The 26703-nt window shown below is 65.9% G+C and carries 23 protein-coding genes; 10 read left to right on the forward strand and 13 right to left on the reverse strand.

Translation table 11 applies throughout. From position 1 onward, the window contains the following. Positions 1 to 67 precede the first annotated feature (67 nt). The 5 genes from ptsP to L1F31_RS13050 all read right to left on the reverse strand — a co-directional run bounded on the left by ptsP (position 68) and on the right by L1F31_RS13050 (position 7538). A complete protein-coding gene (gene ptsP / locus L1F31_RS13030) occupies positions 68 to 1738 on the reverse strand; it encodes a phosphoenolpyruvate--protein phosphotransferase (protein WP_265417704.1) in 1671 nt (556 codons plus the stop codon). Between the two features lie 29 nt (positions 1739 to 1767). Continuing rightward, positions 1768 to 4038, reverse strand: a complete 2271-nt coding sequence (locus L1F31_RS13035) for a PTS fructose transporter subunit IIABC (RefSeq protein ID WP_265417705.1) — start codon at positions 4036 to 4038, stop codon at positions 1768 to 1770. Then, a complete protein-coding gene (locus tag L1F31_RS13040) occupies positions 4035 to 5126 on the reverse strand; it encodes a 1-phosphofructokinase family hexose kinase (RefSeq protein ID WP_265417706.1) in 1092 nt (363 codons plus the stop codon). The genes L1F31_RS13035 and L1F31_RS13040 overlap by 4 nt, the downstream gene beginning before the upstream one ends. Then, on the reverse strand, positions 5123 to 5917 hold the full coding sequence (locus tag L1F31_RS13045) for a DeoR/GlpR family DNA-binding transcription regulator (RefSeq protein WP_265417707.1): 795 nt from the start codon (positions 5915 to 5917) through the stop codon (positions 5123 to 5125). The genes L1F31_RS13040 and L1F31_RS13045 overlap by 4 nt, the downstream gene beginning before the upstream one ends. A 244-nt stretch (positions 5918 to 6161) precedes the next feature. Further along, positions 6162 to 7538 carry an MFS transporter gene (locus L1F31_RS13050; RefSeq protein WP_265417708.1) on the reverse strand — a complete coding sequence of 459 codons (1377 nt, stop codon included), beginning with the start codon at positions 7536 to 7538 and terminating at the stop codon, positions 6162 to 6164. Positions 7539 to 7865: 327 nt separating this feature from the next. On the opposite strand from L1F31_RS13050, the gene L1F31_RS13055 reads away from it, so the two are divergent. Both L1F31_RS13055 and L1F31_RS13060 read left to right on the forward strand, forming a co-directional pair. Continuing rightward, positions 7866 to 8276 carry a universal stress protein gene (locus tag L1F31_RS13055; RefSeq protein ID WP_265417709.1) on the forward strand — a complete coding sequence of 137 codons (411 nt, stop codon included), beginning with the start codon at positions 7866 to 7868 and terminating at the stop codon, positions 8274 to 8276. Between the two features lie 379 nt (positions 8277 to 8655). Then, positions 8656 to 9825, forward strand: a complete 1170-nt coding sequence (locus L1F31_RS13060) for an RtcB family protein (protein ID WP_265417710.1) — start codon at positions 8656 to 8658, stop codon at positions 9823 to 9825. A gap of 58 nt (positions 9826 to 9883) precedes the next feature. Here the strand turns inward: L1F31_RS13060 and L1F31_RS13065 are convergent, their stop codons facing one another. The 3 genes from L1F31_RS13065 to sucC all read right to left on the reverse strand — a co-directional run bounded on the left by L1F31_RS13065 (position 9884) and on the right by sucC (position 13452). After that, positions 9884 to 11026: a threonine aldolase family protein gene (locus L1F31_RS13065; RefSeq protein WP_265417711.1), complete on the reverse strand. Its 1143-nt coding sequence runs from the start codon at positions 11024 to 11026 to the stop codon at positions 9884 to 9886. Between the two features lie 341 nt (positions 11027 to 11367). After that, complete coding sequence (sucD, locus tag L1F31_RS13070; protein ID WP_265417712.1) at positions 11368 to 12264, reverse strand: succinate--CoA ligase subunit alpha; 897 nt, start codon at positions 12262 to 12264, stop codon at positions 11368 to 11370. An 18-nt stretch (positions 12265 to 12282) separates the two neighbouring features. Beyond that, entirely contained in the window at positions 12283 to 13452 is a 1170-nt protein-coding gene (sucC, locus tag L1F31_RS13075; protein WP_265417713.1) for an ADP-forming succinate--CoA ligase subunit beta, read from the reverse strand. A 197-nt stretch (positions 13453 to 13649) separates the two neighbouring features. Between sucC and L1F31_RS13080 the strand changes: the two genes are divergently transcribed. From L1F31_RS13080 to L1F31_RS13095, 4 genes are all read left to right on the forward strand, one after another. Further along, entirely contained in the window at positions 13650 to 14144 is a 495-nt protein-coding gene (locus L1F31_RS13080; RefSeq protein WP_265417714.1) for a MarR family winged helix-turn-helix transcriptional regulator, read from the forward strand. Positions 14145 to 14218: 74 nt separating this feature from the next. After that, positions 14219 to 14908 carry a GNAT family N-acetyltransferase gene (locus L1F31_RS13085; RefSeq protein ID WP_265417715.1) on the forward strand — a complete coding sequence of 230 codons (690 nt, stop codon included), beginning with the start codon at positions 14219 to 14221 and terminating at the stop codon, positions 14906 to 14908. A 177-nt stretch (positions 14909 to 15085) separates the two neighbouring features. After that, positions 15086 to 15796, forward strand: coding sequence for a hypothetical protein (locus L1F31_RS13090; protein ID WP_265417716.1), 711 nt, complete (start codon positions 15086 to 15088; stop codon positions 15794 to 15796). 213 nt (positions 15797 to 16009) lie between these two features. Beyond that, a complete protein-coding gene (locus L1F31_RS13095; protein ID WP_265417717.1) occupies positions 16010 to 17245 on the forward strand; it encodes an FAD-dependent oxidoreductase in 1236 nt (411 codons plus the stop codon). A 232-nt stretch (positions 17246 to 17477) separates the two neighbouring features. On the opposite strand, the gene L1F31_RS13100 is transcribed toward L1F31_RS13095, so the two are convergent. From L1F31_RS13100 to L1F31_RS13120, 5 genes are all read right to left on the reverse strand, one after another. Continuing rightward, on the reverse strand, positions 17478 to 17918 hold the full coding sequence (locus L1F31_RS13100; protein ID WP_265417718.1) for a hypothetical protein: 441 nt from the start codon (positions 17916 to 17918) through the stop codon (positions 17478 to 17480). Then, entirely contained in the window at positions 17915 to 19018 is a 1104-nt protein-coding gene (locus L1F31_RS13105; protein ID WP_265420442.1) for an adenosine deaminase, read from the reverse strand. Before L1F31_RS13105 ends, L1F31_RS13100 begins: the two co-directional genes overlap by 4 nt. Positions 19019 to 19060: 42 nt before the next feature. Continuing rightward, complete coding sequence (locus L1F31_RS13110; RefSeq protein WP_265417719.1) at positions 19061 to 20206, reverse strand: BMP family ABC transporter substrate-binding protein; 1146 nt, start codon at positions 20204 to 20206, stop codon at positions 19061 to 19063. 92 nt (positions 20207 to 20298) lie between these two features. After that, positions 20299 to 21471: an amidohydrolase gene (locus L1F31_RS13115; RefSeq protein WP_265417720.1), complete on the reverse strand. Its 1173-nt coding sequence runs from the start codon at positions 21469 to 21471 to the stop codon at positions 20299 to 20301. A gap of 222 nt (positions 21472 to 21693) precedes the next feature. Next, positions 21694 to 22803: a mannose-1-phosphate guanylyltransferase gene (locus L1F31_RS13120; RefSeq protein WP_265417721.1), complete on the reverse strand. Its 1110-nt coding sequence runs from the start codon at positions 22801 to 22803 to the stop codon at positions 21694 to 21696. 334 nt (positions 22804 to 23137) lie between these two features. Here L1F31_RS13120 and sdhC point away from each other — a divergent pair, with 334 nt between their 5' ends. Genes sdhC through L1F31_RS13140 form a run of 4 tightly spaced genes read left to right on the forward strand, consistent with a single transcriptional unit; the run spans position 23138 to position 26524 of the window. After that, positions 23138 to 23515 (forward strand): succinate dehydrogenase, cytochrome b556 subunit, encoded by a 378-nt coding sequence (gene sdhC / locus L1F31_RS13125; RefSeq protein WP_265417722.1) that lies wholly within the window; start codon positions 23138 to 23140, stop codon positions 23513 to 23515. Between the two features lies 1 nt (position 23516). Continuing rightward, positions 23517 to 23966: a succinate dehydrogenase hydrophobic membrane anchor subunit gene (locus tag L1F31_RS13130; protein WP_265417723.1), complete on the forward strand. Its 450-nt coding sequence runs from the start codon at positions 23517 to 23519 to the stop codon at positions 23964 to 23966. 9 nt (positions 23967 to 23975) lie between these two features. After that, a complete protein-coding gene (gene sdhA, locus L1F31_RS13135) occupies positions 23976 to 25736 on the forward strand; it encodes a succinate dehydrogenase flavoprotein subunit (RefSeq protein ID WP_265417724.1) in 1761 nt (586 codons plus the stop codon). Further along, positions 25736 to 26524, forward strand: coding sequence for a succinate dehydrogenase iron-sulfur subunit (locus L1F31_RS13140; protein ID WP_265417725.1), 789 nt, complete (start codon positions 25736 to 25738; stop codon positions 26522 to 26524). The genes sdhA and L1F31_RS13140 overlap by 1 nt, the downstream gene beginning before the upstream one ends. Positions 26525 to 26703 lie beyond the last annotated feature (179 nt).

Raw genomic sequence — 26703 nt, forward strand, 5'->3', positions numbered from 1 at the left:
GTAGTTATGGTGCGCGGTGTGTGGTTGTGGTGGGCGGTGTCGTGAGTTCACACTACGACGGGCGGTCTCACAGACCGAGTTCGTTAAGTATCGGCAGGTCTGCGCGGACCGCGGCCTTCGCCTCGGCCGGGCCGCGTGCCGCGAGTGCACGACGGGCGATCTGCCGTGCCTGTTCCACGGTGACCCCGGCGAGGACTTCTGCGACAGCCGGCAGCGCCCGCGGGGCCATTGACAGGCTGGTGACGCCCAACCCGACGAGGACGACGGCCAGTGCCGGATCCGCCGCTGCCTCCCCGCAGACGCCTACCGATTTCTCGGCACCAGCGCCCTGGGACGCGGTCATGCCGATGAGCTGGAGGACGGCCGGCTGCCACGAGTCGCTGAGTTCTGCCAGACCGCCGAGCATCCTGTCCGAGGCCATGACGTACTGGGTGAGGTCGTTCGTGCCGATGGAGGCGAACTCGACCTCGTCGAGGATCAAAGCCGCCCGCAGCGCCGCCGAGGGGACCTCGACCATGACGCCGGCGACCGGAAGACCGGCCGCGTGGACGAGTTCCGAGAACTGCCTGGCCTCGTCGGCCGTGGCGATCATCGGAGCCATGACATGCACGGTGACCGCATGCTTCGCAGCGGCCACGGCGATGGCCTCCAGCTGACGTTCGAGCACGCCCAGGGCCTTGCGGCTGGTCCGGAACCCACGCACGCCGAGGGCCGGATTCGGTTCATCAGTGTCGGTGAGGAACGGCAGGGGTTTGTCGGCTCCGGCGTCGAGGGTGCGCACAACGACCTTGTGATCGTCGAAGGCGGCGAACACCTGACCGTAGGCCTCGGCCTGCTCCTCGACACTGGGTTCGGTGTCACGATCGAGGAAGCAGAACTCCGTGCGCAGAAGGCCGACGCCCTCGGCACCAGCGGCAGCCGCCGCCCGCGCCTGAGCACCGTCGCCGACGTTGGCGCGCAGCGGGATCCGGGTGCCGTCGGCAAGCAGGCACGGTCCGGTGAAGGACTTCAGCCGATCGACGGTCGCCTTCCACGCCGCGACGAGCTCGGCCTCCGAGTCTCCGGGCCCGGTGCGCACGACACCGGTGCCGCCGTCGACGAAGACGGGGGTGTGTTCAGCGATGTCACGGACCCCGGCGGCCGCGACCACAGCGGGAATGCCCAACGACCGGGCGAGGATGGCCGTATGGCTCTGCGGCCCGCCTTCCTCACAGACGAGGCCGAGCACGAGTCCGGGATCCAGCGTGGCAGTGTCGGCAGGAGCGAGATCCGTGGCGATGAGCACGAACGGTTCGGACGAATGCGGCAGGCCAGGTGCCGGGACTCCGCGCAGCCGGGCGACGAGGCGGGCGCGCACATCGAGGACGTCGGCGGCACGTTCGGCCATATAGCCGCCCAGCTTCTCCAGCTGGGCCGCGGTCTCTGCGGCCACCGTCCAGATCGCGGTCTCCGCGTCGGTCTCGGACAGGCGTTTGATCGCCGTCTTCACCAGGGTGGGGTCCTTGGCCATGAGGGCCGTGGCCTTGAGCACGTCGCGGGCGTCTCCGGTGACCGTTTCGGCCCGCTCACGCAGTTCGGCGTGCACGGCGGCCGAGGCCTCCCGGATCCTCTGCGCTTCGGCGTCCGGGTCGGCCGGGGCCGGTTTCGCCACGGGCGCGGACACTGGTTCGGGCATGGTCAGTGCCGGGGCGACGACCCGTCCGGGCACGACTCCGATACCTGAGAACTCTGCGGACATCCCCACTCCTTCCTCTCGTGCCGACACGTTCAGACTCGCGAAGGGTCAGCGTTGGCAGACGCCGGTTCGGTCGCCTGCGCCTCATCGGCCGCACCGGTTCCGGCAGTCGCACCGGTTCCGGCGGCCCTGCTGTTTACAGCGGCAGCACCGGTTCCAGCGGTCGAATCGGTGGTCGAATCGGTCGACACGGTCACTGTCGTATCCGCTGCCTTCGGATCGGCCGCCTCGGCGAGGCCTGCTGCACCGCCCTTGCGGACGACAATCTTGAGCACCAGCACCAACAGGGCACTGATGATCGTACCGACGACGACGGAGAGCAGGAACAGCAGGAACGAGTCGATGGCGAAGAAGACGAACACTCCGCCGTGCGGGGCCTGGCTGGTCACGGAGAACGCCATGGTCATCCCGCCGGTGACTCCGGCGCCGACGATCGAGGCGGGGATCACGCGCAGCGGGTCGGAGGCGGCGAAGGGAATCGCACCCTCGGAGATGAACGCGGCACCGAGCAGCCATGCGGCCTTGCCGTTCTCCTTCTCCGCCTGCGAGAAGGCACGGGGGCGCAGCGCGGTGGCCAGCGCCATGGCCAGGGGCGGAACCATTCCGGCGGCCATGACCGTGGCCATGATCTCCCACGGCACCGGGTTCTCCACGGAGCCCGCGGCGAGTCCGGCGACGGCGAAGGAGTACGCGACCTTGTTGACGGGTCCGCCCAGGTCGACGGCCATCATGACGCCGAGGATGAGTCCGAGGACGACAGCGGCGGTGCCGGTCATCGAGCTCAGCCAGCTGTCGAGGCCCTTCGTCAGGGCGCTGATCGGTCCGCCGAGGACCATGAACATCAGCCCCGAGGAGACGAGGGAGGCCACCAGCGGAATGATCACGACCGGCATGAGACCCCGCAGCCACCTCGGCGCGGCGAAGGATCCGATCCACTGGGCGATATAGCCGGCGAGGAGTCCGCCGATGATGCCGCCGATGAACCCGGCGCCCATGAGCACGGCCACGGCACCGACGGTGAATCCGGGAGCGATTCCGGGGCGGTCGGCGATTCCGTAGGCGATGTAGCCGGCCAATGCGGCGACGAGGAAGCTCATCGACAGGTTGCCGATCTGGAAGGCCACGGCTCCCAGGTAGGCGCCGACCGGTCCCAGTGCCAGGTCACCGTATTCGGTGGGCAGATTCCACAGGGAATTGCCCAGGACGATGTCCTCGGCGTAGTCGGGAATGTCGAATCCGCCGAGGAGGAAGCCCAGAGCCATGAGCAGGCCGCCGGCGGCGACGAAGGGGATCATGTAGCTGACGCCGGTCAGCAGCACGCGTTTGAGGTGGGCGCCGATGCTTTCCCGTGAGCCGGACTGTGTTGCGGAAGAGTCGGCCTCGGCGGCGTGAGCGGCGGCGAGCCTGGCACCGTTCGGGGCGTCCGCCTCGGCGAGGGCCCTGCGGATGAGTCCCTGCGGATCGTCGATTCCGGCCTTGACCGGCACCTGCACATAGGGTTTGCCGGCGAAGCGGGCCTTGTCGCGGACGTCGACGTCGACGGCGAAGACGACGGCATCGGCAGCGTCGATGACGGACTGGTCGATCGGGGTCGTGCCGCTCGACCCTTGAGTCTCGGTGACGACGTCGATGCCCATGTCGGATCCGGCCTGGACGAGGGCGTCGGCGGCCATATAGGTGTGGGCGATTCCCGTCGGGCAGGCCGTGACGGCGACGACGCGACGGGGAGCCTCGGCTGCTGTTGGGGTGGTAGCTGTGTCGGTGCCGGGGTCGGCAGAGGCGGCTGCGGCCGCGTCGGTGGCGGCTGCGGCCGGGGCGGCCTCGGTGGTGGTCGTCTCTTCTCCTGCCTCGCGGAGGCCGAGGGCGGTTTCGACGAGGTCGACGACGTCCTGCTCGGTCGCGGCCGCGCGCAGGGAGGCGACGAAGTCTTTCTTCACCAGGGACCGGGCGAGCTTCGACAGCAGTTTGAGATGGTCCTTCCCGGCGCCGTCGGGGGCGGCGATCATGAACACGAGGTCGGCGGGACCGTCCTTGGCGCCGAAGTCGACGGATGGGTTGAGTCGGGCCATCGCCAGGCTCGGGGTGGTGACCGCCTCGGTGCGGGCGTGCGGGATGGCGATGCCTCCCGGAACACCCGTGGGGGTCTTCTCTTCGCGGGCGATCGCGGCGACTGCGAGTCCTTCGGCGGAGCTCGCGCGGCCCTGATCGGCGACGGCGGTGGCCAGGGCGCGGATGACAGCGGACGACTCCGTCCCCTGATCCGCGTCGAGGATCACCAGTTCTGTTGTGATGAGCGATGTCATCGTGCCTCCTCGGCTTCAGGGGCTGTGCCCTTGTGCTGATGTGCGTGGGAAAAGTCGTCGATCAGTGCTGTTTCGGTCAGGGCCGTGACGGTCACGCCGTCGGTGCGTGCATCCTCCGGGCTCGGCACCCCGGTGCCGCGCAGCCGGGCGGCAGCGGCTCCATAGGCGACGGCGCGGGCCAGTGCATCGCCGGGCTCGCTGCCGTCGGTCAGTCCCAGCAGGTACCCGGCCAAAGTGGAGTCGCCTGCGCCCACGGTGCTCACGACGTCCATCGGCGGATGATGGGCATGCCAGGCGGTCTCGGGCAGGGCGAGAACCGCCCCTCCGGCCCCCAGGGTCGCCAGGATCGAACGAGGACGAGGACCGACTGCTGCGAGCAGAGCCGACGTGGCGCGGGCGGTCAGCTGCGGTGAGGCTTCCAGTCTGTCGGCGATCTCGAACAGTGCGGCGGGATCGAGGACCTCATCGTCCTCGCGGAGCCCGGCGGTCTGCAGCAGCCCTGCGGCGCTGAGGAGTTCCGCGAGCTCTTCCGCGTTCGGTTTGATGAGATCCGGTGATGCCTGCAGCGCCGCGGCCAAGGGGCCGCCGGAGGTGTCGACGGCGATCAGCGGTGGTTCGTCGAGTTCGCGGATGCGGTCGATGGCGCGAGCGTAGAAGTCGTCGTCGACGCCCGGCGGCAGAGACCCTGCCAGGACGACCCAGTCCGCGCCGGCGGCCAGGCCCGCCACCAGGTCGAGCAGATCGGCCTGGCTGTTCGGGCTGAGAGGAGAGCCGGGTTCGTTGATCTTCGTCGTTGTGCCGTCGGGTTCGGTGACGGTGATATTGGACCGCAGCGGTGTGCCGGTGGGAACGGAGCGATGGGCCAGTCCGATCGCATCGAGGCCGGTGAGCACTGGATCGTCTCCGTCTCCGGGCAGAACCGCCAAGGTCCTTCGATCTGCTGCTGCCACTGCGCGGGAGACGTTAACTCCCTTGCCGCCGGGCTGTTGTCCAGCCCAGACTGCCCGCTGGACTTGGCCGCGGAGGACGGGGCCGGGCAGTTCGATGGTCCGGTCGAGGCTCGGATTCGCTGTCAGGGTGAGGATCATGGAGTGACGACCTCGACTTCCGCGGTCTCGAGGTGGGTCGACATCGGCTCAGTGGGCGCGGCGTCGGTGAGGAGGACATCGATCTGGTCCAGGGCAGCGAACCGGACCAGGGAGACCGCACCGAATTTCGCCGAATCGGCGAGCACGGCGACCTTGCGTCCGGAGTTCACGAAGGCCGACTTCGTCGCCGCCTCATCGTGGTCGGGGGTGGAGACGCCGTCGTCGCTGAGTCCGTTGGTGCCGAGCACGGCGAGGTCGACGCGGTGGCCTTCGATAGCCGCGACCGTCTGCGGTCCGACCATGGCGCGCGTGACAGGCCGGAAACGGCCGGGAAGGACGAAGATCTCGACCCCGGGCGCACCGGCGAGAGCGTCGATGACCGACAGGGAGTTCGTGATCACGCGCAGCTGGCGAGGGCTCGTCCCAGCAGAGTGGCGCTCGTGGGCTTCGCGTGCGATCGCGCGGGCGAATGCCGCGCAGGTCGTGCCTCCATCCAAGGACACGCTCATCGTCTCGTCCAACAGGTTCAGCGCGGTCTGGGCGATCGTCGTCTTCTCGTCGAGGTTGTGGATCTCGCGGTCGTCGAAGGTCGGTTCTTCGAGGCTGTGCGCACGGCAGGGCACTGCTCCCCCGTGGACGCGTTGGAGGGCGCCGGCCTTCTCGAGAGCGGCGAGGTCACGGCGGACGGTTTCCGTGGTGATGTCGAAATCGGCGGCCAGGTCGGTGACATTGACCCGGCCCGCTTCGCTGACCAGATCAGCGATGCGTCGTTGCCGTTCTTCAGCGAACACGTCCGGCCCTTTCCTTCGCGCGGTTCGTCATCGATGCGGACGAATAACCACGTGGTTATCTGTTGGTTCGACCGATCTTATGACGCTATTCACAAACCGTCAATCACATTCCAACACATATCCACTTATTCCAACATCGCGAGGCGAGTCAGACGACGAGTGCCCCAGAACTCAGCGTTCTGGGGCACTCGTCATTCGCGGTCGGGGTGAGCCGCCTCGGTGATGGGGTCAGCTGACGATCAGCTCAGCTTCCGATGCGTTTGTACGCCGAGGAATGGGCGTTGTCGATCGTCGAGTGCTTGCGGTTGTCGTGCATGAACAGCACCGCGATGAGACCGACGATCGCGATGACGACGACGTAGACGGCGAACCAGGTGCCGATCCCGGCATTGCGGAACCACAGGGCGACGTACTCGGCGGATCCGCCGAAGAGCGAGTTGCCGATGGCGTAGGTGAAGCCGACGCCGATGCCGCGGATGTGGGCCGGGAACATCTCCGCCTTCACGATGCCGGAGATCGAGGTGTACATGCTGATGAAGACCATGGCGATGACGATGAGGATGCCGGCGGTGACCATCGACTGGGACTTGCCGATCATCGACAGCAGCGGGATCGGCAGGGCGATCATGCCGATGACGAAGATGAGCATGTTGTTCTTGCGGCCGATCTTGTCCGAGATCTTTCCGGCGATGGGCTGCATGACGACGAAGATGAGCAGGCAGACCGTCATCAGGTCGGCGATGGACCCCTTGTTGAAGGTCTCCTCGCCGGGGGTGCCTTCGTTCTGCAGGAGCAGGAACTTCTGCATGTACGTGGTGAAGACGTAGAACACGAGCGAGCCGACGCAGGTGATGCCGAGGACGACGAAGAACGAGCGAGGATGGCGCAGGACTTCTCGGAAGCTTCCGGAATTCTCGTTCTCGCGGGTCTCGGTCGAGGTGGTCTCCTCGAGTCCGCGGCGCAGCCACAGCGAGACGACGGCGGCCGCAGCACCGATGACGAAGGGCAGACGCCACCATCCGCCCTCGATCTGGTCTGTGCCCAGGGTGTGGGTCATGATGACCGCGAGCAGGCTCGCCAGCAGCTGGCCGCCGATGAGGGTGACGTACTGGAACGAGGAGTAGAAACCGCGCTTGCCCTCGGTGGCGACCTCGGACATGTAGGTGGCGGTCGCTCCGTACTCGCCGCCGACAGCGAGTCCCTGGATCATCCGCACCAACAACAGCAGGATGGCAGCCCAAGAGCCCACGGTCTCGCTGGTGGGCAGGATCGCCATCATCAGCGAACCGGCGCACATGAGCAGAATCGAGATGAGCATGGAGTTCTTGCGGCCGATGCGGTCTGCGGCGCGGCCGAAGACGTATCCGCCGATGGGACGCATGAGGAAGCCGACGAAGAAGACGCCGGCGGACTGCATGAGCGAGAGGGTCGGGTTGCCCTCGACGAAGAACTGTTCAGCGAAATAGACGCTGAAGAAGGCATAGATGTAGAAGTCGAACCATTCGACGAGGTTGCCTGACGAGGCCGCGAATATGGACTTGATCGTCTGCCATTCGGATTTCTGCTGTGTCTGGGTCCCACCGGCTTTCGCCTGGCCGAGATTCGTATTCTGATCGGTCACTGATTCTTCTTTCTAGTTCGCACACGAGGCGCAGAGCGCCCAGGTCACCTTACTGCTGTGGCAAGGCGGCTGACGAGTCGGTCAGTAATTGAGATGCCCGCCCGGATGCCCGAATCGGCGCCGAAACCGTGCCGAATCGGCGCTGAATCCGTGCCGAATCCGTGTCGGCTCTCTCCGGCGGCGACCGGCCCCGCACCGTGCACGTGAGGAAGATCTCGTCCGCAGCCGCCCGGTTCTCACCTCACGACGTGAACCGCGGCCCGTTCGAACAGGGCAGATGTGCTACAAATTGAGGGAGCTTCGTCCAATGTCGCACCAGGAGAGATCATGACAGTCCTCGTCGGTTATTCCCCCTCGCCCGAAGGCAAAGCCGCTGTCGAATTCGGCATCGAGCAGGCCCGCGCATTCGACGACGTCCTCGTCGTGCTCAATGCCGGAATCGGCGAGACCCCCGACGAGCGCGGTGTGGCTACCAGCAAGGACATCGAGGAGCTCAAGGAGACCCTGAAGTCGTCCGAGGTCTCGCACGAGATCCTGCAATTCCTCCGCGGCAATGATCCCGTCGAAGAGCTCCTGGCCCTCGCCGAGGCGACCGCCGACACCCGCATGATCGTCATCGGATCGCGTCGCCGCTCCCCCGTCGGCAAGCTCATCATGGGCTCGACGGCGCAGCGGATCATCCTCGATTCCGACGTCCCCGTCGTCTCCGTCAAGGTCGACCGCCGCAAGAAGAAGTAAGGCACGAACCCGTTCGGTTCGTGTATAGTCGAACGTCTGCGCCACCTCGGCGCAGGTGAAGCGTCGATTCGACGCATGGACCGCACCACCTCGGCGCGGTCGACAAATCCGAAGGAATCCACTGATGAACGGTGTCGCGAATTCGCGCGAACTCCAGGGATCGAAGCAATTCGAATCCCTTCATCAGTCGACCCTTCGGTTGCGTCGGCGCTGAGACTGCGCACCTCATCGCCCCGCACCGAATTCGGTCCGGGGCATTTTTCATATCGCAGCCATGGCTTTCCGATCTGTGCGATGTGGGTCCCGGACCTCACGGTCTGCGTTCCCTGGTCATCCGACCACGGGTCCCGGACCTCACCAACACAGCAAGGAAAGGATTATGAAGAAACTCAGCACACGGCTGATCTCCTGGGCGTCTCTGCTCGATGAGAAGACCCTGGAGCAGGCGCACACGACCGCGCGGATGCCGTTCATCTACCCCCATCTGGCGCTCATGCCCGATGCGCACCTGGGCAAGGGAGCGACCGTCGGTTCGGTCATCCCCACCCTCGGCGCGATCATTCCCGCCGCCGTCGGAGTCGACATCGGCTGCGGCATGATCGCGGTGCGCACCCAGTTCACCCGCGACCAGCTCGAAGCCCGTGACCTCACCGGTCTGCGGAAGGCCATCGAGCGAGCCGTGCCGACCTCGGCAGGTGCCTACAACAAGAAGATCGTCAAGACTGCTGCCCCGCGCATCGCCGAGCTCGAAGAGCTGGCCGAGGCGGCCGGCTTCGACCCGTGCGACTATGCCGGGCACTGGCGGCACCAGCTCGGGTCCCTGGGTTCCGGCAACCACTTCATCGAGGTCTCCGTCGACGAGTCCGACCGGGTGTGGATGTTCCTCCACTCCGGATCCCGGGGCATCGGCAACAAGATCGCCATGCACCACATCAAGGTCGCGGCCCGGCTGTGCAAGCAGTGGTGGATCGAGCTGCCGGACCCGGATCTGGCCTACCTCGTCGAAGGCACCCCGGAGTTCACCGCCTATATCCGGCAGCTGAAATGGGCGCAGCACTTCGCCCTGCTCAACCGCGAGGAGATGATGGATCGGGTGGCCCGGCAGGTCTCCGAGACCATGGGCGAGCCCGTGGTCGAGGAGGCGCGCATCAACTGCCACCACAACTTCACCCAGTCCGAGACTCACTTCAAGAAGACGGTGTGGGTCTCTCGGAAGGGCGCAATCGAGGCCGATTCCGGTCGCCTCGGACTCATCCCCGGGTCCATGGGCACCGCGTCCTACGTGGTCGAGGGCCGTGGCAACCCGGTGTCTCTGAACTCCTCACCGCATGGTGCGGGGCGTCAGTATTCTCGGACGCAGGCGCGCAAGACCTTCACCCGCGATCAGCTGCGTGAGGCGATGACCGGCATCGAATACCGCGACACCGAGGCGTTCATCGATGAGATCCCGCAGGCGTACAAGCCCATCGACCAGGTGATGGAGGACGCGGCCGATCTCGTCGAGATCCGCCACACCCTGCGTCAGCTCGTCAACGTCAAGGGCGACTGATTCGCCGGTGGCCCGGCTCACGTCAGGTGACCGGGCCACCCTCGCCGAGGCGGTCGGTTTAGTCCCCGACGATCGCGGCGACGAGGGCGTCGACGTCTTCTCGTGTCGTGTCGAAGGCGCACATGAGGCGGACGATGTCCTTCTCCAAGGGCCAGTCCGCGAAGGCGAACTTCTGCCGGGCCCGGGCGGCCACCTCGGCGGGCATGGCCACGAACACGACGTTCGATTCGACCTTCTGCACGATCTCGACTCCGGGGACACGGCCGCCCTCGACCGCCTCGGCGAGGGTGTCGGCAAGGTACTGCGCCATTGCGTTGGACCGGGTGACCGAGGTGCGCCACAGCTCGCCTTCGTACAGCGCATTCAGCTGTGCGGAGAGGAAGCGCATCTTCGAGGCCAGCTGCAGGTTCATCTTGCGCAGGAAGCGCATGCCGTGGCCGATGTCGGGGTTGAGAACGACGACGGCCTCGGCACCGAGCAGGCCGTTCTTCGTCCCGCCGAGGCTGACGATGTCGACACCGACCGCGGACGTGATGTCACCGAGTCCGACGCCGAGGTGGGCCGCAGCGTTTCCGAGGCGGGAACCGTCGACGTGGAGGATCATGTCGAGGTCGTGGGCGGTGGTCGCGATCGCCGCGATCTCTTCGGGAGTGTAGGTCGTGCCCCATTCGGTGGACTGGGAGATGCTCACGGCCAGCGGCTGCGCATTGTGTTCGTGGCCGCGGCCGATGATCGCGCCCTTGATCGTGTCTGGGGTGAGCTTGCCGTTCTCGGTGGCGGCGCCGACGATCTTCAAGCCGCCGACCTTTTCGGGTGCGCCGGTCTCGTCGTAGTTGATGTGCGCCGAGGCGGCTGTGATCACCGCTGCCCACCGCGGCAGCGCCGACTGCAGAGCCAGCACGTTCGCACCGGTGCCGTTGAAGACAGGGAACGCCTGAGTCTCGGGCCCGAAGTGGTGGGCCATGATGTCGTGGAAGCGGGTTGTCCACGGGTCGCCGCCATATCCGGGCGTGTGGCCGACGTTGGCCTCGGCGATGGCCGCGAGCACCTCGGGGTGGACTCCGGCCCAGTTGTCCGAGCCGAAGTTGCGCGGATGCTCGGCCGGATTGGTGTCGACGGGCGGGGCTGCGGTGCCGGTGTTGGGGAGGGTATCCGCGGGGTTCTTCGACTGCGCTGTCTGATCAGATGTCTGGGAGTTCACATCCTCAGACTAGTCCCTCATCGGCGGCCGAACTCAACACCGAGGATTGTGCTCGTCAGCCGCTGTCGTCCTCGTCAGCCGCTGTCGTCCTCGAACAGCTCCGAGCATCACCCACCGACAGCTCCACACGGCACCGTTGCACCGGGGTGTTCTGTCGCTAACGGTGATGGATGGTGCAGCACCTGTAGGAGAAGCCGCCGAGGGTGGCTGATGCTGAGGCACCTGTCGAAGCAGCCGGCACCGGTGCGTCGCGGCAGAAAGACAGAAAGACGTCGGGCCGAGACTGCCACAGCAGTCCCGGCCCGACGTCGGAGTCTCGGCGACTCAGAGTCTCAGCACCTTCAGGCGAGGAGTCCGCGCATGAGCTCGGCGGTCTCGGTCGGGGTCTTGCCGACCTTGACGCCTGCAGCCTCGAGGGCTTCCTTCTTGGCCTGAGCGGTTCCCGAGGAACCGGAGACGATGGCGCCGGCGTGGCCCATGGTCTTGCCTTCGGGAGCGGTGAAGCCTGCGACGTAGCCGACGACCGGCTTCGTCACGTTCTCCTTGATGAAGGCCGCAGCACGTTCCTCGGCGTCGCCGCCGATCTCGCCGATCATGACGATGGCTTCGGTCTCCGGGTCGGCCTCGAACGCTTCGAGCGCATCGATGTGCGTGGTGCCGATGACCGGGTCTCCGCCGATGCCGATGGCGGTCGAGAAGCCGAGGTCGCGCAGTTCGTACATCATCTGGTAGGTCAGGGTGCCGGACTTCGAGACGAGGCCCAGCTTGCCCTTCTTCGTGATGTTGGACGGGATGATGCCGGCCAGCGACTCACCGGGGGTGATGATGCCCGGGCAGTTGGGTCCGATGATGCGGGTGGCGTTTCCGGCCGCCTGCGCACGGGCCCAGACCTCGGCCGAGTCCTGCACCGGGATGCCCTCGGTGATGATGACGAGCAGGCCGATCTTCGCGTCGATGGCCTCGATCGCGGCGTCCTTGGAGAATGCCGGCGGCACGAAGGCCACGGACACGTCGGCTCCGGTGGCTTCCATCGCTTCGGACACGGAGGCGAAGACGGGGAGTTCGACCTCGTTGCCGTCCTTGTCGTTGTGCTTCACGGTGGTGCCGGCCTTGCGGGCGTTGACTCCGCCGACGACGTTCGATCCGGCGGCGAGCATGCGAGCGGTGTGCTTCGAGCCCTCTCCGCCGGTGATGCCCTGGACGATGATCTTCGAATCGGAATTCAGAAAGATAGACATTGTTGTAAAGACCTTTCCTTACTTGGCAGCAGCCAGTTCGGCGGCCTTGTCGGCTCCACCGTCCATCGTGTCAGTGAGCGTGACGAGCGGGTGCGCGGCCTTTTCGAGGATGGCGCGGCCCTCTTCCACATTGTTGCCGTCGAGGCGGACGACGAGCGGCTTGGTCGCCTGATCGCCGAGGATCTCGAGGGCCTTGACGATGCCGTCGGCCACTGCGTCGCAGGCGGTGATTCCGCCGAAGACGTTGACAAAGACGGACTTCACCTGATCATCGCCGAGGATGACGTCGAGTCCGTTGGCCATGACCTCGGCCGAGGCGCCGCCTCCGATGTCGAGGAAGTTCGCGGGCTTGACGCCGCTGTGGTTCTCACCGGCGTAGGCGACGACGTCGAGGGTCGACATGACCAGACCCGCACCGTTGCCGATGATTCCGACCTCGCCGTCGAGCTTGACGTAGTTGAGGTCGAGCTTCTTGGCCTTGAGTTCGAGCGGGTTCTCTGCGCTGATGTCGCGCAGCTCCTCATGCTCCTTCTGGCGGAAGTCGGCGTTGTCGTCGAGAGAGACCTTGCCGTCGAGGGCGATGATGTCACCGGCACCCGTCTTGACCAGCGGGTTGACCTCGACGAGTGTCGCGTCTTCCTTCTCGAACACGGTCCACAGGCTTGTCAGGACGGGGGCGATCTTCGCGGCGGTGTCGGCGTCGAAGCCGGCCGCCTCGGCGATTTCGGCAGCCTTGGCATCGTTGATGCCGTCGATGGCCGAAACGGGGATCTTGGCGAGCGCTTCCGGGCGTTCCACGGCCAGCTGCTCGATCTCCATGCCGCCTTCCTTCGAGCACATGGCCAGATAGGTGCGGTTGGAGCGGTCGAGGAGGACGGAGAAGTAGTACTCCTCCGCGATGTCGGCACCTTCGGCGATCATCACCTTTTCGGTGATGTGGCCCTTGATGTCGAGTCCGAGGATGTCCTTGGCGCGGGCTTCTGCCTCGTCAGGGTTCTTCGCGACCTTGACACCGCCGGCCTTTCCGCGGCCGCCGATCTTCACCTGAGACTTGACGACGACAACTCCGCCGCCGAGATCCTCGGCTGCCTTCTTCGCTTCTTCTGGTGTCGTCGCGACCTGAGCCTTGAGCACGGGCACTCCGTGCTTCTCGAACAGGTCACGTGCTTGATACTCGAAAAGATCCACGTGTATTCCTTCGCTTCTGCTGCCGGGTGGTTGGCCCCTGCAGGTTCGTTGACGGATGCAACAACCAAGGACAACCATATTCCCAAACGCACCCGTCCATCCAAACGCGCATGTCAAATAGCGGCTGAGCGTAAGCAATCTCTCGCAAAAAAGTATCTTTGTGGTCAAGATTCTTGATATGGACGTAAAATCGATTCATGGACGAAGTGGATCGCATAGTCGCAGCCTGGCGGCGTGAGCGCCCGGATCTCGACGTCTCCCCGATGGAGATCCTCTCTCGCGTGTCACGCCTGGCCAGGCAGTTGGATCTGGCCCGCAAGTCGAGCTTCTCCGATTACGGCATCGAAGGATGGGCCTTCGACGTCCTCTCCGCTCTGCGCCGCTCGGGTGAGCCCTACCAGCTCTCCCCCTCGACTCTCCTGCAGGAGACACTGGTCACCAGCGGCACGATGACCAATCGCATCGACCGCCTCGTCGCCCGCGGCTGGGTCGAACGCCGACCGGATCCCGGCGACCGTCGTGGTGTGCTCGTCCATCTGACCGAGAGTGGCCGTGCCACAGTCGACTCGGCACTGGCCGATCTGCTCGTGAAGGAACACGAGATCCTCGACGGGCTCACCGCCGCCGGACGCCGCAACCTCGCCTCACTGCTGCGCGAACTGTCCACCGGATTCGACGGCGACGAGGACTGACAGCGACGAGGACTGACGTCGACGCATCCGTCACATCTGCCCACAGCACGCACCCCGACGACGAGGACTCAGCCATGACCGCAGAGCTCACGAATTTCACCGGCGCACAGCCGCCTCGGCGAGAGACGATCCACGGTCGCCTCGTCGACCTCGTCCCCTTGGATCCGGCCGCGCACGGCGACGACCTCTTCACGGAGGTGTCGGTGCCGGAGGGGATCGACGACCGGTTCCGGTACCTCCCGCAGACCCCGCAGACTGATCGCGGGCACTTCGACGCCTGGATCGCCGAGGCGGCCGTCAGCTCCGATCCCCTCTTCTTCGCCGTCGTCGACCGGTCCACCGGTCGGGCGGTGGGTCGGCAGGCGCTCATGCGCATCGATGCCGCGAACGGGGTGATGGAGATCGGGCACATCCTCTGGGGCCCGAGCCTGGCCCGGACCGCTGCCGCCACCGAGGCGCTCTTCCTCTGTGCCGAGCTGGCCTTCGACTCGGGGTTCCGCCGGTTCGAGTGGAAGTGCGATGACGGCAACGAACCGTCGAAGCGGGCGGCCGAGCGCTTCGGCTTCACCTTCGAGGGAGTGTTCCGGCAGCACCTCGTGGTCAAGGGCCGCAACCGCGACACGGCGTGGTTCTCGATCATCGACAGCGAATGGCCGGGACTGCGAGAGGCCTACCGGGCATGGTTCGACGAGGCGAACTTCGATGCCTCGGGACGCCAGCGCCGGAGCCTGCGCGAGCTCATCGCCGAATCCCGCCGAGGCTGAGGTTCCCGGGGCTGAGGTGCTGACGGCTGCGTCCGCCTGAGTGCCCGCCCCACCGAGGCTGAGGGGCCGCCGGCCGGCGCTTTCGCCGTCTCGCCGCGCGTCCACCCGGGCTCGAGGGTTCCTCCACATTAGGCTGGACGCGACACCACTCGGACCCCGACGACACCTCGAGGAACCATGCGACTTCGCTCCCTTGCCCTTCTGTCCGCCGCTGCCATGCTGGCCACGACGACGGCCTGCGTGTCGACTCCCGAAGAGACCCGGCCGCAGCCCCGCCCCTCGGTGAGCAAGGAGGAGGTCACCCCGATCGAAACGCCCAAGGATGCGCCGAAGGTGTCCGTCGTCGATTCCTCACCGGGAGGCGCGAAGGACACAGATCCACTGTGGCAGGGCCTCGCCGAGGCGGCTGAGAAGAAGTCCGAGGCCTATCTCAAGGTCTACGTGCACACCGGCAACCCCGAGGTGCCCGACTCCGGCGAGATGACAGTCACCGCCGACAGCCCCGACAGTGTCAGCGTCACCGTGGATTCGAAGAACGTCGATGACGACCTCTCCCCGTTCCTGCTCATCCACGGCACCTTCGAGGTCGAAGAGATCGGCAATTCCGCATACACGCTCAAGACCGTCGACGACGAGGACATCCCCGAACTCGACCCCAAGGGCCCGGACGACGAGAAGCGGTGCACTGCCGAGGACGCACAGGCACGAATCGGCCTCGCCGCGGACGACCTCGCCGAGGACCCCGGTCGCCGTGAAGAGTTCCGCCAGCAGTGGGGCGGCTCGCCGCGCGTGTGGTGGGGCATCCAGAAGACGGCCATCAGCCTCGGCGAAGAGGGCGGAGTCGCCGGCGACTACCTCACCGAAGCCTGCGGCGAATTCCTGCAGTAAGTCACCAACAGTAGGTCACCAACGGACACTCTCCGCGCCGAGAACTATCCGATAGCGACCTGAATTCCGGAGAAACAGCGACGTACCGTATCGCTGAGGTGGTCGAAGACACGCTGTGCCTCTTAAGTGGTCGAAATGGTCACGCCCAACCGCGGCCGGCGTGACCATTTCGACCACTTAAGCAGCCTGCAGGCGCCGTGGGATGATGCGCTTATGAGAATCGCGATCATCGGGGCCGGGATCGGCGGGCTCTCCGCTGCCGTGGGCCTGCAGAGAGCCGGTGCCGAGGTGACCGTGTTCGAACGCGCACCCGAGGTGAGGGCCGGAGGTTCGGGTCTGTCGATCTTCGCCAACGGCCTTGCGGCTCTGGAGACTCTGGGGCTGAGCGAGGCGTTCGATGCCGTGACCGACGCTAGTGTCGAGGGCTTCACCGCAGGTCAGCGTCGCGCCGACGGTCGCTGGATCGCTCAGGTCCCCAATGATTCGGTCGGTGCGCTGCGCATCGTCGACCGTGCCGATCTGCACTTGATCCTCCTTGAGGCTCTGACACCCGGCACGATTCGCACGAACGCCGAGGTGGCCTCTGCCCGAGCCGACGGAACACTGACCTTCACCACCGGATTCGTCGATTCCGATACCGCCATTGTCTCGGCCGCTTCCGTTTCCGCCGCCTCCACCGACTCGGCTACCGCATCGCTGCCCTCCGCTGAGGTGCCCTTCGACCTCGTCATCGGCGCCGACGGCCTGCACAGCCGAGTCCGATCGGTCGTTAGCGGTGAACCGGTCGCACCACGGTACTCCGGCTATTCCGCGTGGCGGGGCATCACCTCGGTGCCGGTGGATCTGTCCGGCGAAGCCGGGGAATCGGTCGGACGCGGGCGCCGCTTCGGCATCGCCCCGCTGGCCGACGGCCGCGTCTACTGGTTCGCCGTGGCGAACATGCCCCAGGATGCGGTGTTCGCCGATGAGAAGGCGACCGTCGAGCAGATGTTCGCCGGCTGGCACTCCCCCATCGCCGAGCTCATCGCCGCCACCCCCGCCGAGGAGGTTCGCCGCACCGCGATCTCCGACCTCTCCCGCCGGTTGGCCAGGTTCCACCGTGGTCGTGTCGTGCTCCTCGGCGATGCCGCGCACGCAATGACACCGAACCTGGGGCAGGGAGGCGGCCAAGCGCTCGAGGACGCGGCGACGCTCACCGTCCTGCTCACCCCGCTGCTCGCAGGTCACCGGGCCGGCAGCGCTGTCGAAACGGCGCTGCAGAGCTGCGACGATCTGCGCCGGCCGCGGACTCAGGCGATCGCCCGGAAGTCCCGCCTCATGGGGCAGGTGTTCCAACTCGAGTCACCGCTGCTGGCGGGATTGCGCGACGCAATCTTCTCCGCAGTGCCGTCGAGGTTCATCGCCGCGCAGGCCGCGAGCGTCCAGAAATGGTCCCCGCCACCGGTGTGATGATGCCTGGTTCTGACTGAGGTGTCGGTCGACCTCGCTGTCTTGTGCTGCAGGCCCGCCGCCCTCGCTTGAGTTAAGTGTTGGAAGAATGTCCGTCAGACGCCGTTTTTTGGCAATCTGCGCACACTTAACGCGTTCACCGGGCGGGAAGCCTAAAAGTAGGTCGCTATCGGATACTTTTTTCGTTCAGAAGTATCCGATAGTGACCTATTCTCGAGCGAGCGCGAGTCAGTCAGTCAGTCAGGGCGCGGTTGTAGGCGTCTACGACCGGAGGCAGGAAGAATCCCATGAGCACGGCGATGGCGGTGACGAGGCAGGCCAACCCCAGCCACAGGGAACCGCCGATGACGCTGAAGGCGAAGACGATGACGAGCAGCTCAAATGCGATCGCCGCGGGCCTCGCCCACCGGTGCAGTCGCCATGCCCCACGGGCCGCGGCACCGACTCCGGCCGCGAAGATGAGGAACATGATGGCCAGGCCGATGAGCGATGTGGCCAGCTGACCGGCGCCGATGGCCGTGATGATGAACGACACCGCCGAACCGACCAGGGCCAGGGCCTGAATGCCGAGCACGACGACGACCAGCAGCATCGCCCGCGGAGTCGGGACACCGTGCCCGTCAGGCTCCGGAGAGCCTGCAGGCACGGCAGACCGGTCACTGCGAGAGCTCAAATGGTCACCCGAGCGAATCCGGGGATGAGGATCTCGTCGAGCATGCGCTCACGCACATCCAGCGGCAGGAAGGCAGCGGTCACGGCGTTCACGGTGGCCCACTCGAGGTCCGTCTGCGTCCAGCCGGCCTCGTCGACGAGCAGACGCATCTCCCGCGATACGGACGTTCCGGACATCAGCCGGTTGTCGGGGTTGATGGTGACGGCGAAGCCGAGGTCCTTCAGGCCCGTGATCGGGTGGCTGGCGATGGTGCCGCCGATGTCGGTCTGCAGGTTCGAGCTCGGGCACAGCTCCAGCGGGATCTGCTGGTCGAGGACCCATGCGGCGAGGCTGCCGAGCTGGCCCTCACCCTCGACGATGTCCATGTCCTCGACGATCCGGGCGCCGTGGCCCAGACGCTGCGCGTGGCAGATGGTGATCGCCTCGTGGATGGATTCCTTGCCCGCGGCCTCGCCGGCATGGATCGTCACAGGCACATAGGCCTGGTGGAGGGCGTTGAAGGCAGACAGGTGCGCCGAGGGCGGGAAGCCGTTCTCCGGTCCCGCGATGTCGAAGCCGACGACACCGGACTCCGAACCCTTCTCACGGTGCCGGATGGCCAGTTCGGCGATCGCCAGGGAGTTGTCGGCCTGACGCATCGCGGTGATGAGCTGTCCCACGCGGATGTACTTGCCCCCGGATGCGGCCTCCGAGACACCGGCCTCGAGTCCGTCCTGGACGGCTTCGACGACGGCGTCGAGTGTCAGCCCGCCTTCGAGGTGCTGCTCGGGCGCCCACCGTGCCTCGGCGTAGAACACGCCGTCGGCAACCTGGTCGAGCACCCACTCCTTGGCCACGCGGCGCAGATTGTCCTCGGTCTGCATCACGGCCACGGTGTGCGAGAAGGTCTCGAGGTAGCGGACGAGGTCACCGGAGTTCGCGGATTCCGAGAACCACCGGCCCAGCGATTCCGCATCAGCGGCGGGCAGAGTGTGGCCGATGTTCTCGGCCAGTTCGAGCATCGTCGACGGGCGCAGACCGCCGTCGAGGTGATCGTGGAGGGAGACTTTGGGCAGCTGCAGGATGGGGTCGTCGGATGCGACGCCGGCGGGTACATTCATCACCGTCTCAGCTTATCCGATGACGCGCCCGCCGGTCCCTCATCATTTCTCCAGGTCGATGTCCCCGCTCTTGATCCGTTCCCGCAGATCCGTGATGCCCCGACCGGCGTCGGAGACGCGGGAGAGGAACCCGTCCTCGGCGACGATGCGCACCCCGCCGTTGTCGAGTGTACCCATGTAGTGCCGGTCCCCCACACTGAAGCCGCCGATCTCCTCCGGCGGCTCGTCCTGCGCGGGGGCCACCTCGTCGGGGTTCTTGCTCTGCGGCCAGTCGGGGAACATCGTGCGCAGTCCGCGCCGGACGTTGGGTTCGATGCTCGCCACGATCGTCTTCGAGAATCCGCCCGCGGTGCCGTACCACACGAGCTTCGGCAGGCTCGGGGCCTCCTCGTCCTCGTCTTCCGCCTCGTCGGTGGCGGCGATCAGGTCCTTCTGCTTCTCGTCCGCCGCGGTCACCACGCCCATCGCGGCCGCCGAACCGAAGGGCACGAGGACGTCGACGTCTTCGTCGAACGACTGCTCGAAGTACTCCTCACCGGCCGCCCGCGTATCGGAGATCGACCTGCTCGCCGAGGCGGCACCGCGGTAGGACTTCACCGTCTTCGCCGTCTCGTCCTTCTCGTCGTTGTACAGATCGACACCGTCGTCGAAGGCGTCGAGGATGGCTTCCGACTGCTGGAATCCGTGGGAGACGACGACCCCGACCTTCCCCGTCTCCGAGGCGGCTGCTGCGGTGTATCCGGCGATGAAGGCCGGGGGGATGAGGTCGAAATCGATGCTCAGCACGTTCTTCGGCAGGTCATCGGTGCCGCTGGCGACCCCGAGGAACAGCTCCTTCGGGTGCGCGGCGGCGAAGTCGGCGAGTTCGTCGGCACCGCCGGGCCCGATGACCGTGGTCAGCGCACAGTCCTGCCCGTGCATCCGATCCAAGGCCGCCGAGGTGGCCGATCCTCCCGACACCCGTTGGCTCGAGGTGCCCGAGAAGACACCGGCCCCACGGGCCAGCTCCGCTTCGGCGAGGGTGAGGGCACCGGCTCCGTGGTCGTCGAATCCGGCGGGAGCGGAGACGAGGCAGCCCAGCCGCGACTCCTCGAGGGGTTCGGGAGCGGTCACGGAGCAGGCGGCGAGCGCCAGAGTGCTCACCGCGCCGAGTGCGGCCAGCAGGGTGCTCCGGGCTCTGTTCCTCATGTGTCCAAGATTATCGGCCCGCCGCACGCGCTGGGTAATCAGCGATCGCGGGCAGGACGAATCGGTCGATCAGCTGATCAGTCGACGGGAACTCAGCGGTCCCGGTCGAGGACCTTGAGCGCTGTGGCGGTGAAGACGCGGGCGGCGATGGCCACGGCGCGTTCGTCGATGAGCAGATCACCCTGATGGATGTCGTAGGTGATGCCGCCGGGCGTGCGAGTGCCCAGTCGGATGAGCGCACCGGGGCAGTGGGTGAGGTACCAGGCGAAGTCCTCACCGCCCATCGACTGCGGGGTCAGCTGCACCGAGTTCTCCCCCAGCTCCCCGCGGACCGCGGATTCGATGAGCGTGACCTGGTCTTCGGTGTTGACGACGGGAGGAACTCCCCGGCGGTGCTCGAGATCGACCTCAACTCCGTACGGACCGGCGATGCGATCGACGAGCTCGGGCAGCACCTCGGCGACCTGGTTCCAGCCGTCGACGTCGAGGCAGCGCAGGGTCCCGCGCAGAATCCCTTCGCTGGGGACGACGTTCGCGGCATGACCGGCGCTGATCTCACCCCAGACGAGCGAGATCGCGTGCCTGGGGTCGATGAGGCGGCCCAGCGTGGAGGGCAGATCGGTGGCGAGCTTGCCGAGGGCGTAGACGAGGTCCTCGGTCAGGTGGGGACGTGAGGTGTGCCCGCCGTGACCGGACAGGCGGATGATGACGGTGTCACCGGCGGCGGTGATCGCACCGATGCGTGAGCCGACCTTGCCGATGTCGACGTTCGGGTCGCAGTGGACGGCGTAGACCTCGGGCACATCGTCGAGGACTCCCTGGGAGATCACGCGCAGCGCCCCTCCCGGGGTGACCTCCTCGCCGGGCTGGAAGATCAGACGGACACGACCGCCGAGGCCGCCGGGACGGGACTCGTGGATCTTCTGCAGTGCGATTCCGGCGCCGATGAGGGACGTCAGATGCACATCGTGGCCGCAGGCGTGGGCGACCCCGGGCACTGTGGAGCGGAAATCCTCCTCGATGAGGTCATCGACGGGCAGGGCGTCGATATCGGCACGCAGTCCCACCGCCACGGGTCCGTCCCCGACCTCGCAGACGACTCCGGTGCCCTCGAGGCGCTGCGGCTTCAGACCGGCGGCTTCGAGGCGGGCGACGATCTTGTCGGTGGTCTCGAATTCCTGGAAGGACAGTTCCGGATGGGCATGGATGTCGCGGCGGAAATCGATGAGCTCTGCACCGATCTCAGCGATTGTCGAGCTGATCACGTCGGGTCCTTCGGGAAGCACGGGTCGAGGATGGGAGATGTCGAACATTGCAAGCAATGCTAGGCACTGGTCGTCACAATTGTCCCGATGGCGACCAATTTCGACATACTTCCCGCTGTGCTTCCCACCTTCACCGAGGCGGGCGCGCCGTTCAGGTCCGCCTGTCCCTGGCGTGCACGACCAGGTTCAGATCCGTCCGCCCCCAAAGGCGGCCGGCCAGTCTCAGAGCAGGTCGTCGAGGCCGCGCTCCCCGGCCACGGACACTGCCTTCTTCACATCCTGTGCGTGCGAGCGCGAGGTGATGAGCAGGACATCGTCGGTATCGACGACGACGAGGTCCTCGAGTCCGACGATGGCGACGGTCCGCGGTCCTTCCGAGAACACGACACCCGAGGCGTCGACCTCGAGCAGATCCGTGTTGCCGCCGATGGAGATGACTCCACGCGGCTCTCCGGGCACGGGCTGACGCAGCCTGGCCACGGAGTCGAAGTCGCCGACATCGTCCCAGCCGAAGTCACCGGGGATGACGATGACGCGACCGGCGGCAGCGGCCGGTTCGGCGACGACGTAGTCGATCGCACGCTTCTCCAGCCCGGGCCAGACAGCGGCAAGGACATCGGCCCGCTCGGGGGTGTCCCAGGCCTCGGCGATCCGGGAGAGTCCGGCGAAGAGGGCAGGGTCCTCCTCGGCGAGGATCTCGAGCAGGGATTCGGCCTTGGCGATGAACATGCCCGCGTTCCAGCGGTAGCGTCCGGAGTTCACGTACCGACGAGCCGTCGACGCGGCAGGCTTCTCCGCGAACGCCAGGGCGCGACGAGCTGTCGGGGCACCGTCGAGGCCGAGCAGGTCCCCGGTCTTGATGTAGCCGTAGGCGGTGGCCGGGTTCCGGGGCATGATGCCGACGGTGACGATGTCTCCGGTCGCTGCGGCCGCGACCGCCTGGTCGATGACGAGGCGGAACTCGTCGACGTTCGTGATCGAGTGATCGGCGGAGAAGGATCCGACGATCGCCTCGGGATCTTCGCGGGCGATGAGCATCGTGGCCAGTCCGATGGCCGCTGCGGAGTCCTTGGGTGAGGGCTCGGCGATGATCTGCGTGCGCAGAATCTCCGGCAGCTGGGCGGCGACCTGGTCGAGATGGCTCTCTCCGGTGACCACCCAGACCTTCTCCTCACCGACGATCGGTGCCACCCGGTCCCACGTGGCCTGGATCAGGCTGCGGCCGAGACCGAGCACATCGTGGAGGAACTTCGGGTTCGCGCGACGGGACAGCGGCCAGAGACGGGTTCCCGAACCGCCGGCGGGGATGATGGCGTGGAAGTGCGTATTCACGAATTCAGTGTCTCAGAGTTCGGGCACCGCTTCCCCGAGGCTGTCCGCCGTGTCGGAGGGGCTCGGCCGGAGGATGAGGGTGGGGACAGCCTCACCTGAGGGCCACCTCGGTGATGGTGCGGACCTGCACTGGTCAGAACGGAAATCGCACCATTTAGCGCACACGTCTGTGACGTAAATGAAATTCCATGAGACACCGAATCCCACTTTTGAGGGAATTGCCAGGGTTGCGGTGTGATCCGGCGCGCTCCGGGGTGTCTCGACTGGCACCGGAGCGGTCTTCGGCGTAGTTTCTAGACGTACACACCCCAATACTCAAGATGGAGGATGCTCCGTGGCCAAAGCGTCTACGGGCACTCTGTACCGAGGAAACGAAGGAATGTGGTCCTGGGTCGCGCATCGCGTCACAGGCGTCGGAATCTTCTTCTTCCTTCTGGTCCACGTGCTCGATACTGCCCTCGTCCGCGTCTCGCCCGAGGCCTACAACGCAGTGATCGGAACTTACAAGACACCAGTCATGGCATTCGGTGAGATCGCCCTGGTCGCCGCAATCGCGTTCCACGCGTTCAACGGTCTGCGTGTCATTCTCGTCGATTTCTCGAAGAGTGGCCCGAAGAATCAGAAGAAGCTGTTCTGGGGAGTCATGATCCTCTGGCTCATCATCATGATCGCCTTCATTCCCCGCCAGCTGATGCACACTTTCGGAGGCTGACATGAGCACAACATCCATTCCGGCTCCGCGGACCGGCTATTCCCGGCACAAGTCCACGCGTTCGAAGTTCGAGATGTTCGCATGGCTGTTCATGCGCATCTCCGGCGTCATCCTCGTGATCCTCATCTTCGGCCACCTGTTCGTCAACCTGTGGGCCGGCGACGGCGTCCAGGCCATCGACTTCGGGTTCGTCGCAGGCAAGTGGGCCAGCCCGTTCTGGCAGATCTGGGATCTGCTCATGCTGTGGCTGGCGATGCTGCACGGCACCAACGGCCTGCGCACGATCATCATGGACTACTCCGAGAAGCCCGGCACCCGCATGGCTCTGCAGGTGATCCTCTACATCGCCTCGCTCATCGTCATCGTGCTCGGCACTCTCGTCATCTTCACGTTCGATCCCTGCCCGGCCGGAGCGGACCCCTCGGTCCTGGCTGAGTTCTGCAAGGCCTAAAGGAGAAACATGCAGGTACATCATTACGACGTCGTCATCGTCGGTGCCGGCGGCGCCGGCATGCGTGCGGCCATCGAATCGGGCCAGCGCGCTCGCACAGCCGTTCTCACCAAGCTCTACCCCACCCGTTCGCACACCGGCGCCGCCCAGGGCGGAATGTGCGCCGCGCTGGCGAACGTGGAAGAGGACAACTGGGAATGGCACACCTTCGACACCGTCAAGGGCGGTGACTACCTGGTCGACCAGGACGCCGCCGAGGTGATGGCGAAGGAAGCCATCGACGCCGTGCTCGATCTCGAGAAGATGGGGCTGCCGTTCAACCGCACCCCCGAAGGCAAGATCGATCAGCGTCGCTTCGGTGGTCACACCCGTGACCACGGCAAGTCGGCCGTGCGCCGCTCCTGCTATGCAGCAGACCGCACCGGCCACATGATCCTCCAGACCCTGTACCAACAGTGCGTCAAGCACGGCGTGGAGTTCTACAACGAGTTCTACGTCCTCGACCTCCTCATGACCGAGGTCGACGGGGTCAAGCGTCCGGCCGGCGTCGTGTCCTACGAACTTGCCACCGGCGAGATCCACGTCTTCCAGGCCAAGTCGGTCGTCTTCGCCACCGGCGGTGTCGGCAAGGTCTTCAAGACCACCTCGAACGCACACACGCTGACCGGTGATGGCATGGCCGTGACCTACAACCGCGGCATCCCGCTGGAGGACATGGAGTTCTTCCAGTTCCACCCCACAGGCCTTGCCGGACTGGGCATTTTGTTGTCCGAGGCGGCACGCGGTGAGGGCGGAATCCTCCGCAACTCCGAGGGTGAGCGCTTCATGGAGCGCTACGCCCCGACGATCAAGGACCTCGCTCCGCGTGACATCGTGGCCCGTTCGATGGCCAACGAGGTGCGCGAAGGCCGTGGCTGCGGACCGAACAAGGACTATGTCCTGCTCGACCTCACCCACCTCGAGCCCGCACACATCGACGCGAAGCTGCCGGACATCACCGAGTTCGCACGCACCTACCTCGGTGTGGAGCCCTACACCGAGCCGGTGCCCGTGTTCCCGACCGCGCACTACGCGATGGGCGGCATCCCGACGAACATCGAAGCCGAGGTGCTCGCCGACAACGACACCGTCATCCCCGGCCTCTACGCCGCCGGCGAATGCGCCTGCGTGTCCGTGCACGGTTCGAACCGTCTGGGCACGAACTCGCTGCTCGACATCAACGTCTTCGGCAAGCGCGCCGGCATCGCCGCCGCGGAATACGCGAAGACCGCCGACGTCGTCGAACTCCCGGAGAACCCGGCCAACGAGGTCGTCGACATGCTCGAGAAGATGCGCACCTCGGACGGCACCGAGCGCATCGCAGCAATCCGCAAGGACCTGCAGGAGATCATGGACGCCAACGTCCAGGTGTTCCGCACCGACGAGACTCTCCGGGAAGCCCTGGACGAGATCGCCAAGCTGCGCGAACGCTACAACAACGTGGGCATCCAGGACCGCGGCAAGCGCTACAACCTCGATCTGCTCGAGGCCGTCGAGCTGGGCTTCCTGCTCGAGCTCGCCGAGGTCATCTCCGTCGCCGCCATCCACCGCAAGGAATCACGTGGAGGACACTTCCGTGAGGACTTCCCGGATCGTGACGACGAGAACTTCATGCACCACACGATGACCTACCTCGATCCCGAAGCGGAGACCGACGGCATCAAGGGCATGCGTCTTGAGACGAAGCCCGTCATCGTCACCCGTTACCAGCCGATGGAGCGTAAGTACTGATGAGCACCGACACCACCCCAGAGCCAGCGTCGAAGATCGACCTGCCCACGCATGTCTCCGGCGAAGGCGGAAGCATTCCGTCCTTCGACTGCACCTTCCGGATCGCACGGTTCGACCCCGAACTCGATTCGGAGCCGCACTGGGAGGAATACAACATCACGATGTACGGCACCGACCGTGTGCTGGACGCCCTCCACAAGATCAAGTGGGAGATCGACGGTTCGCTGTCCTTCCGCCGGTCCTGCGCTCACGGCGTCTGCGGCTCCGATGCGATGCGCATCAACGGCCGCAACCGCCTGGCCTGCAAGACGCTGCTCAAGGACCTCGACACGTCCAAGCCGATCACCGTCGAGGCGATCAAGGGCCTTCCGCTCGAGAAGGACATGATCGTCGACATGGAGCCGTTCTTCCAGTCGTACCGCGAGGTCATGCCGTTCCTCGTGACTTCCGGTCACGAACCCACGCGTGAGCGTCTGCAGTCCGCCGAACAGCGTGCGGCCTTCGACGACACCACGAAGTGCATCCTCTGCGCAGCGTGCACCTCCTCGTGCCCCGTGTTCTGGACCGACGGTCAGTACTTCGGGCCCGCTGCGATCGTCAACGCGCACCGTTTCATCTTCGATTCGCGTGACGAGGGCGGCGACATGCGCCTCGAGGTCCTCAACGACAAAGAAGGCGTGTGGCGCTGCCGCACCACCTTCAACTGCACCGAGGCCTGCCCTCGCGGCATCGAGATCACCAAGGCCATCGCCGAGGTGAAGCAGGCGATCCTGCAGCGCGCGTTCTGATCGCGTCTGCCTGAGACACACGTAAGCGGCCCCGCACCTGTTGGTGCGGGGCCGCTTACGTGTGTGCCGGGCCGCTTACGTGTGTGCCGGGCCGCTTACGTGTGTGCCGGGCCGCTGTCGTGTGTGCCGGTGAGTGAAACCTGAGGACAGAAGGCACGAGCCGAAAGTACACTGGTGCG

This window comes from Brevibacterium spongiae (assembly GCF_026168515.1).
Lineage (GTDB): Bacteria > Actinomycetota > Actinomycetes > Actinomycetales > Brevibacteriaceae > Brevibacterium > Brevibacterium spongiae.

Bases quoted from the DNA above. Each gene is read 5' to 3' on its own strand.
- L1F31_RS13040 (WP_265417706.1), bottom strand. From the start codon at position 5,126: ATGATCCTCACCCTGACAGCGAATCCGAGCCTCGACCGGACCATCGAA.
- L1F31_RS13095 (WP_265417717.1), top strand. From the start codon at position 16,010: ATGAGAATCGCGATCATCGGGGCCGGGATCGGCGGGCTCTCCGCTGCC.
- L1F31_RS13085 (WP_265417715.1), top strand. From the start codon at position 14,219: ATGACCGCAGAGCTCACGAATTTCACCGGCGCACAGCCGCCTCGGCGA.
- L1F31_RS13080 (WP_265417714.1), top strand. From the start codon at position 13,650: ATGGACGAAGTGGATCGCATAGTCGCAGCCTGGCGGCGTGAGCGCCCG.
- L1F31_RS13110 (WP_265417719.1), bottom strand. From the start codon at position 20,206: ATGAGGAACAGAGCCCGGAGCACCCTGCTGGCCGCACTCGGCGCGGTG.
- L1F31_RS13105 (WP_265420442.1), bottom strand. From the start codon at position 19,018: ATGAATGTACCCGCCGGCGTCGCATCCGACGACCCCATCCTGCAGCTG.
- L1F31_RS13090 (WP_265417716.1), top strand. From the start codon at position 15,086: ATGCGACTTCGCTCCCTTGCCCTTCTGTCCGCCGCTGCCATGCTGGCC.
- L1F31_RS13140 (WP_265417725.1), top strand. From the start codon at position 25,736: ATGAGCACCGACACCACCCCAGAGCCAGCGTCGAAGATCGACCTGCCC.
- sucD (WP_265417712.1), bottom strand. From the start codon at position 12,264: ATGTCTATCTTTCTGAATTCCGATTCGAAGATCATCGTCCAGGGCATC.
- L1F31_RS13055 (WP_265417709.1), top strand. From the start codon at position 7,866: ATGACAGTCCTCGTCGGTTATTCCCCCTCGCCCGAAGGCAAAGCCGCT.
- L1F31_RS13035 (WP_265417705.1), bottom strand. From the start codon at position 4,038: ATGACATCGCTCATCACAACAGAACTGGTGATCCTCGACGCGGATCAG.
- ptsP (WP_265417704.1), bottom strand. From the start codon at position 1,738: ATGTCCGCAGAGTTCTCAGGTATCGGAGTCGTGCCCGGACGGGTCGTC.
- sdhA (WP_265417724.1), top strand. From the start codon at position 23,976: ATGCAGGTACATCATTACGACGTCGTCATCGTCGGTGCCGGCGGCGCC.
- L1F31_RS13130 (WP_265417723.1), top strand. From the start codon at position 23,517: ATGAGCACAACATCCATTCCGGCTCCGCGGACCGGCTATTCCCGGCAC.
- L1F31_RS13060 (WP_265417710.1), top strand. From the start codon at position 8,656: ATGAAGAAACTCAGCACACGGCTGATCTCCTGGGCGTCTCTGCTCGAT.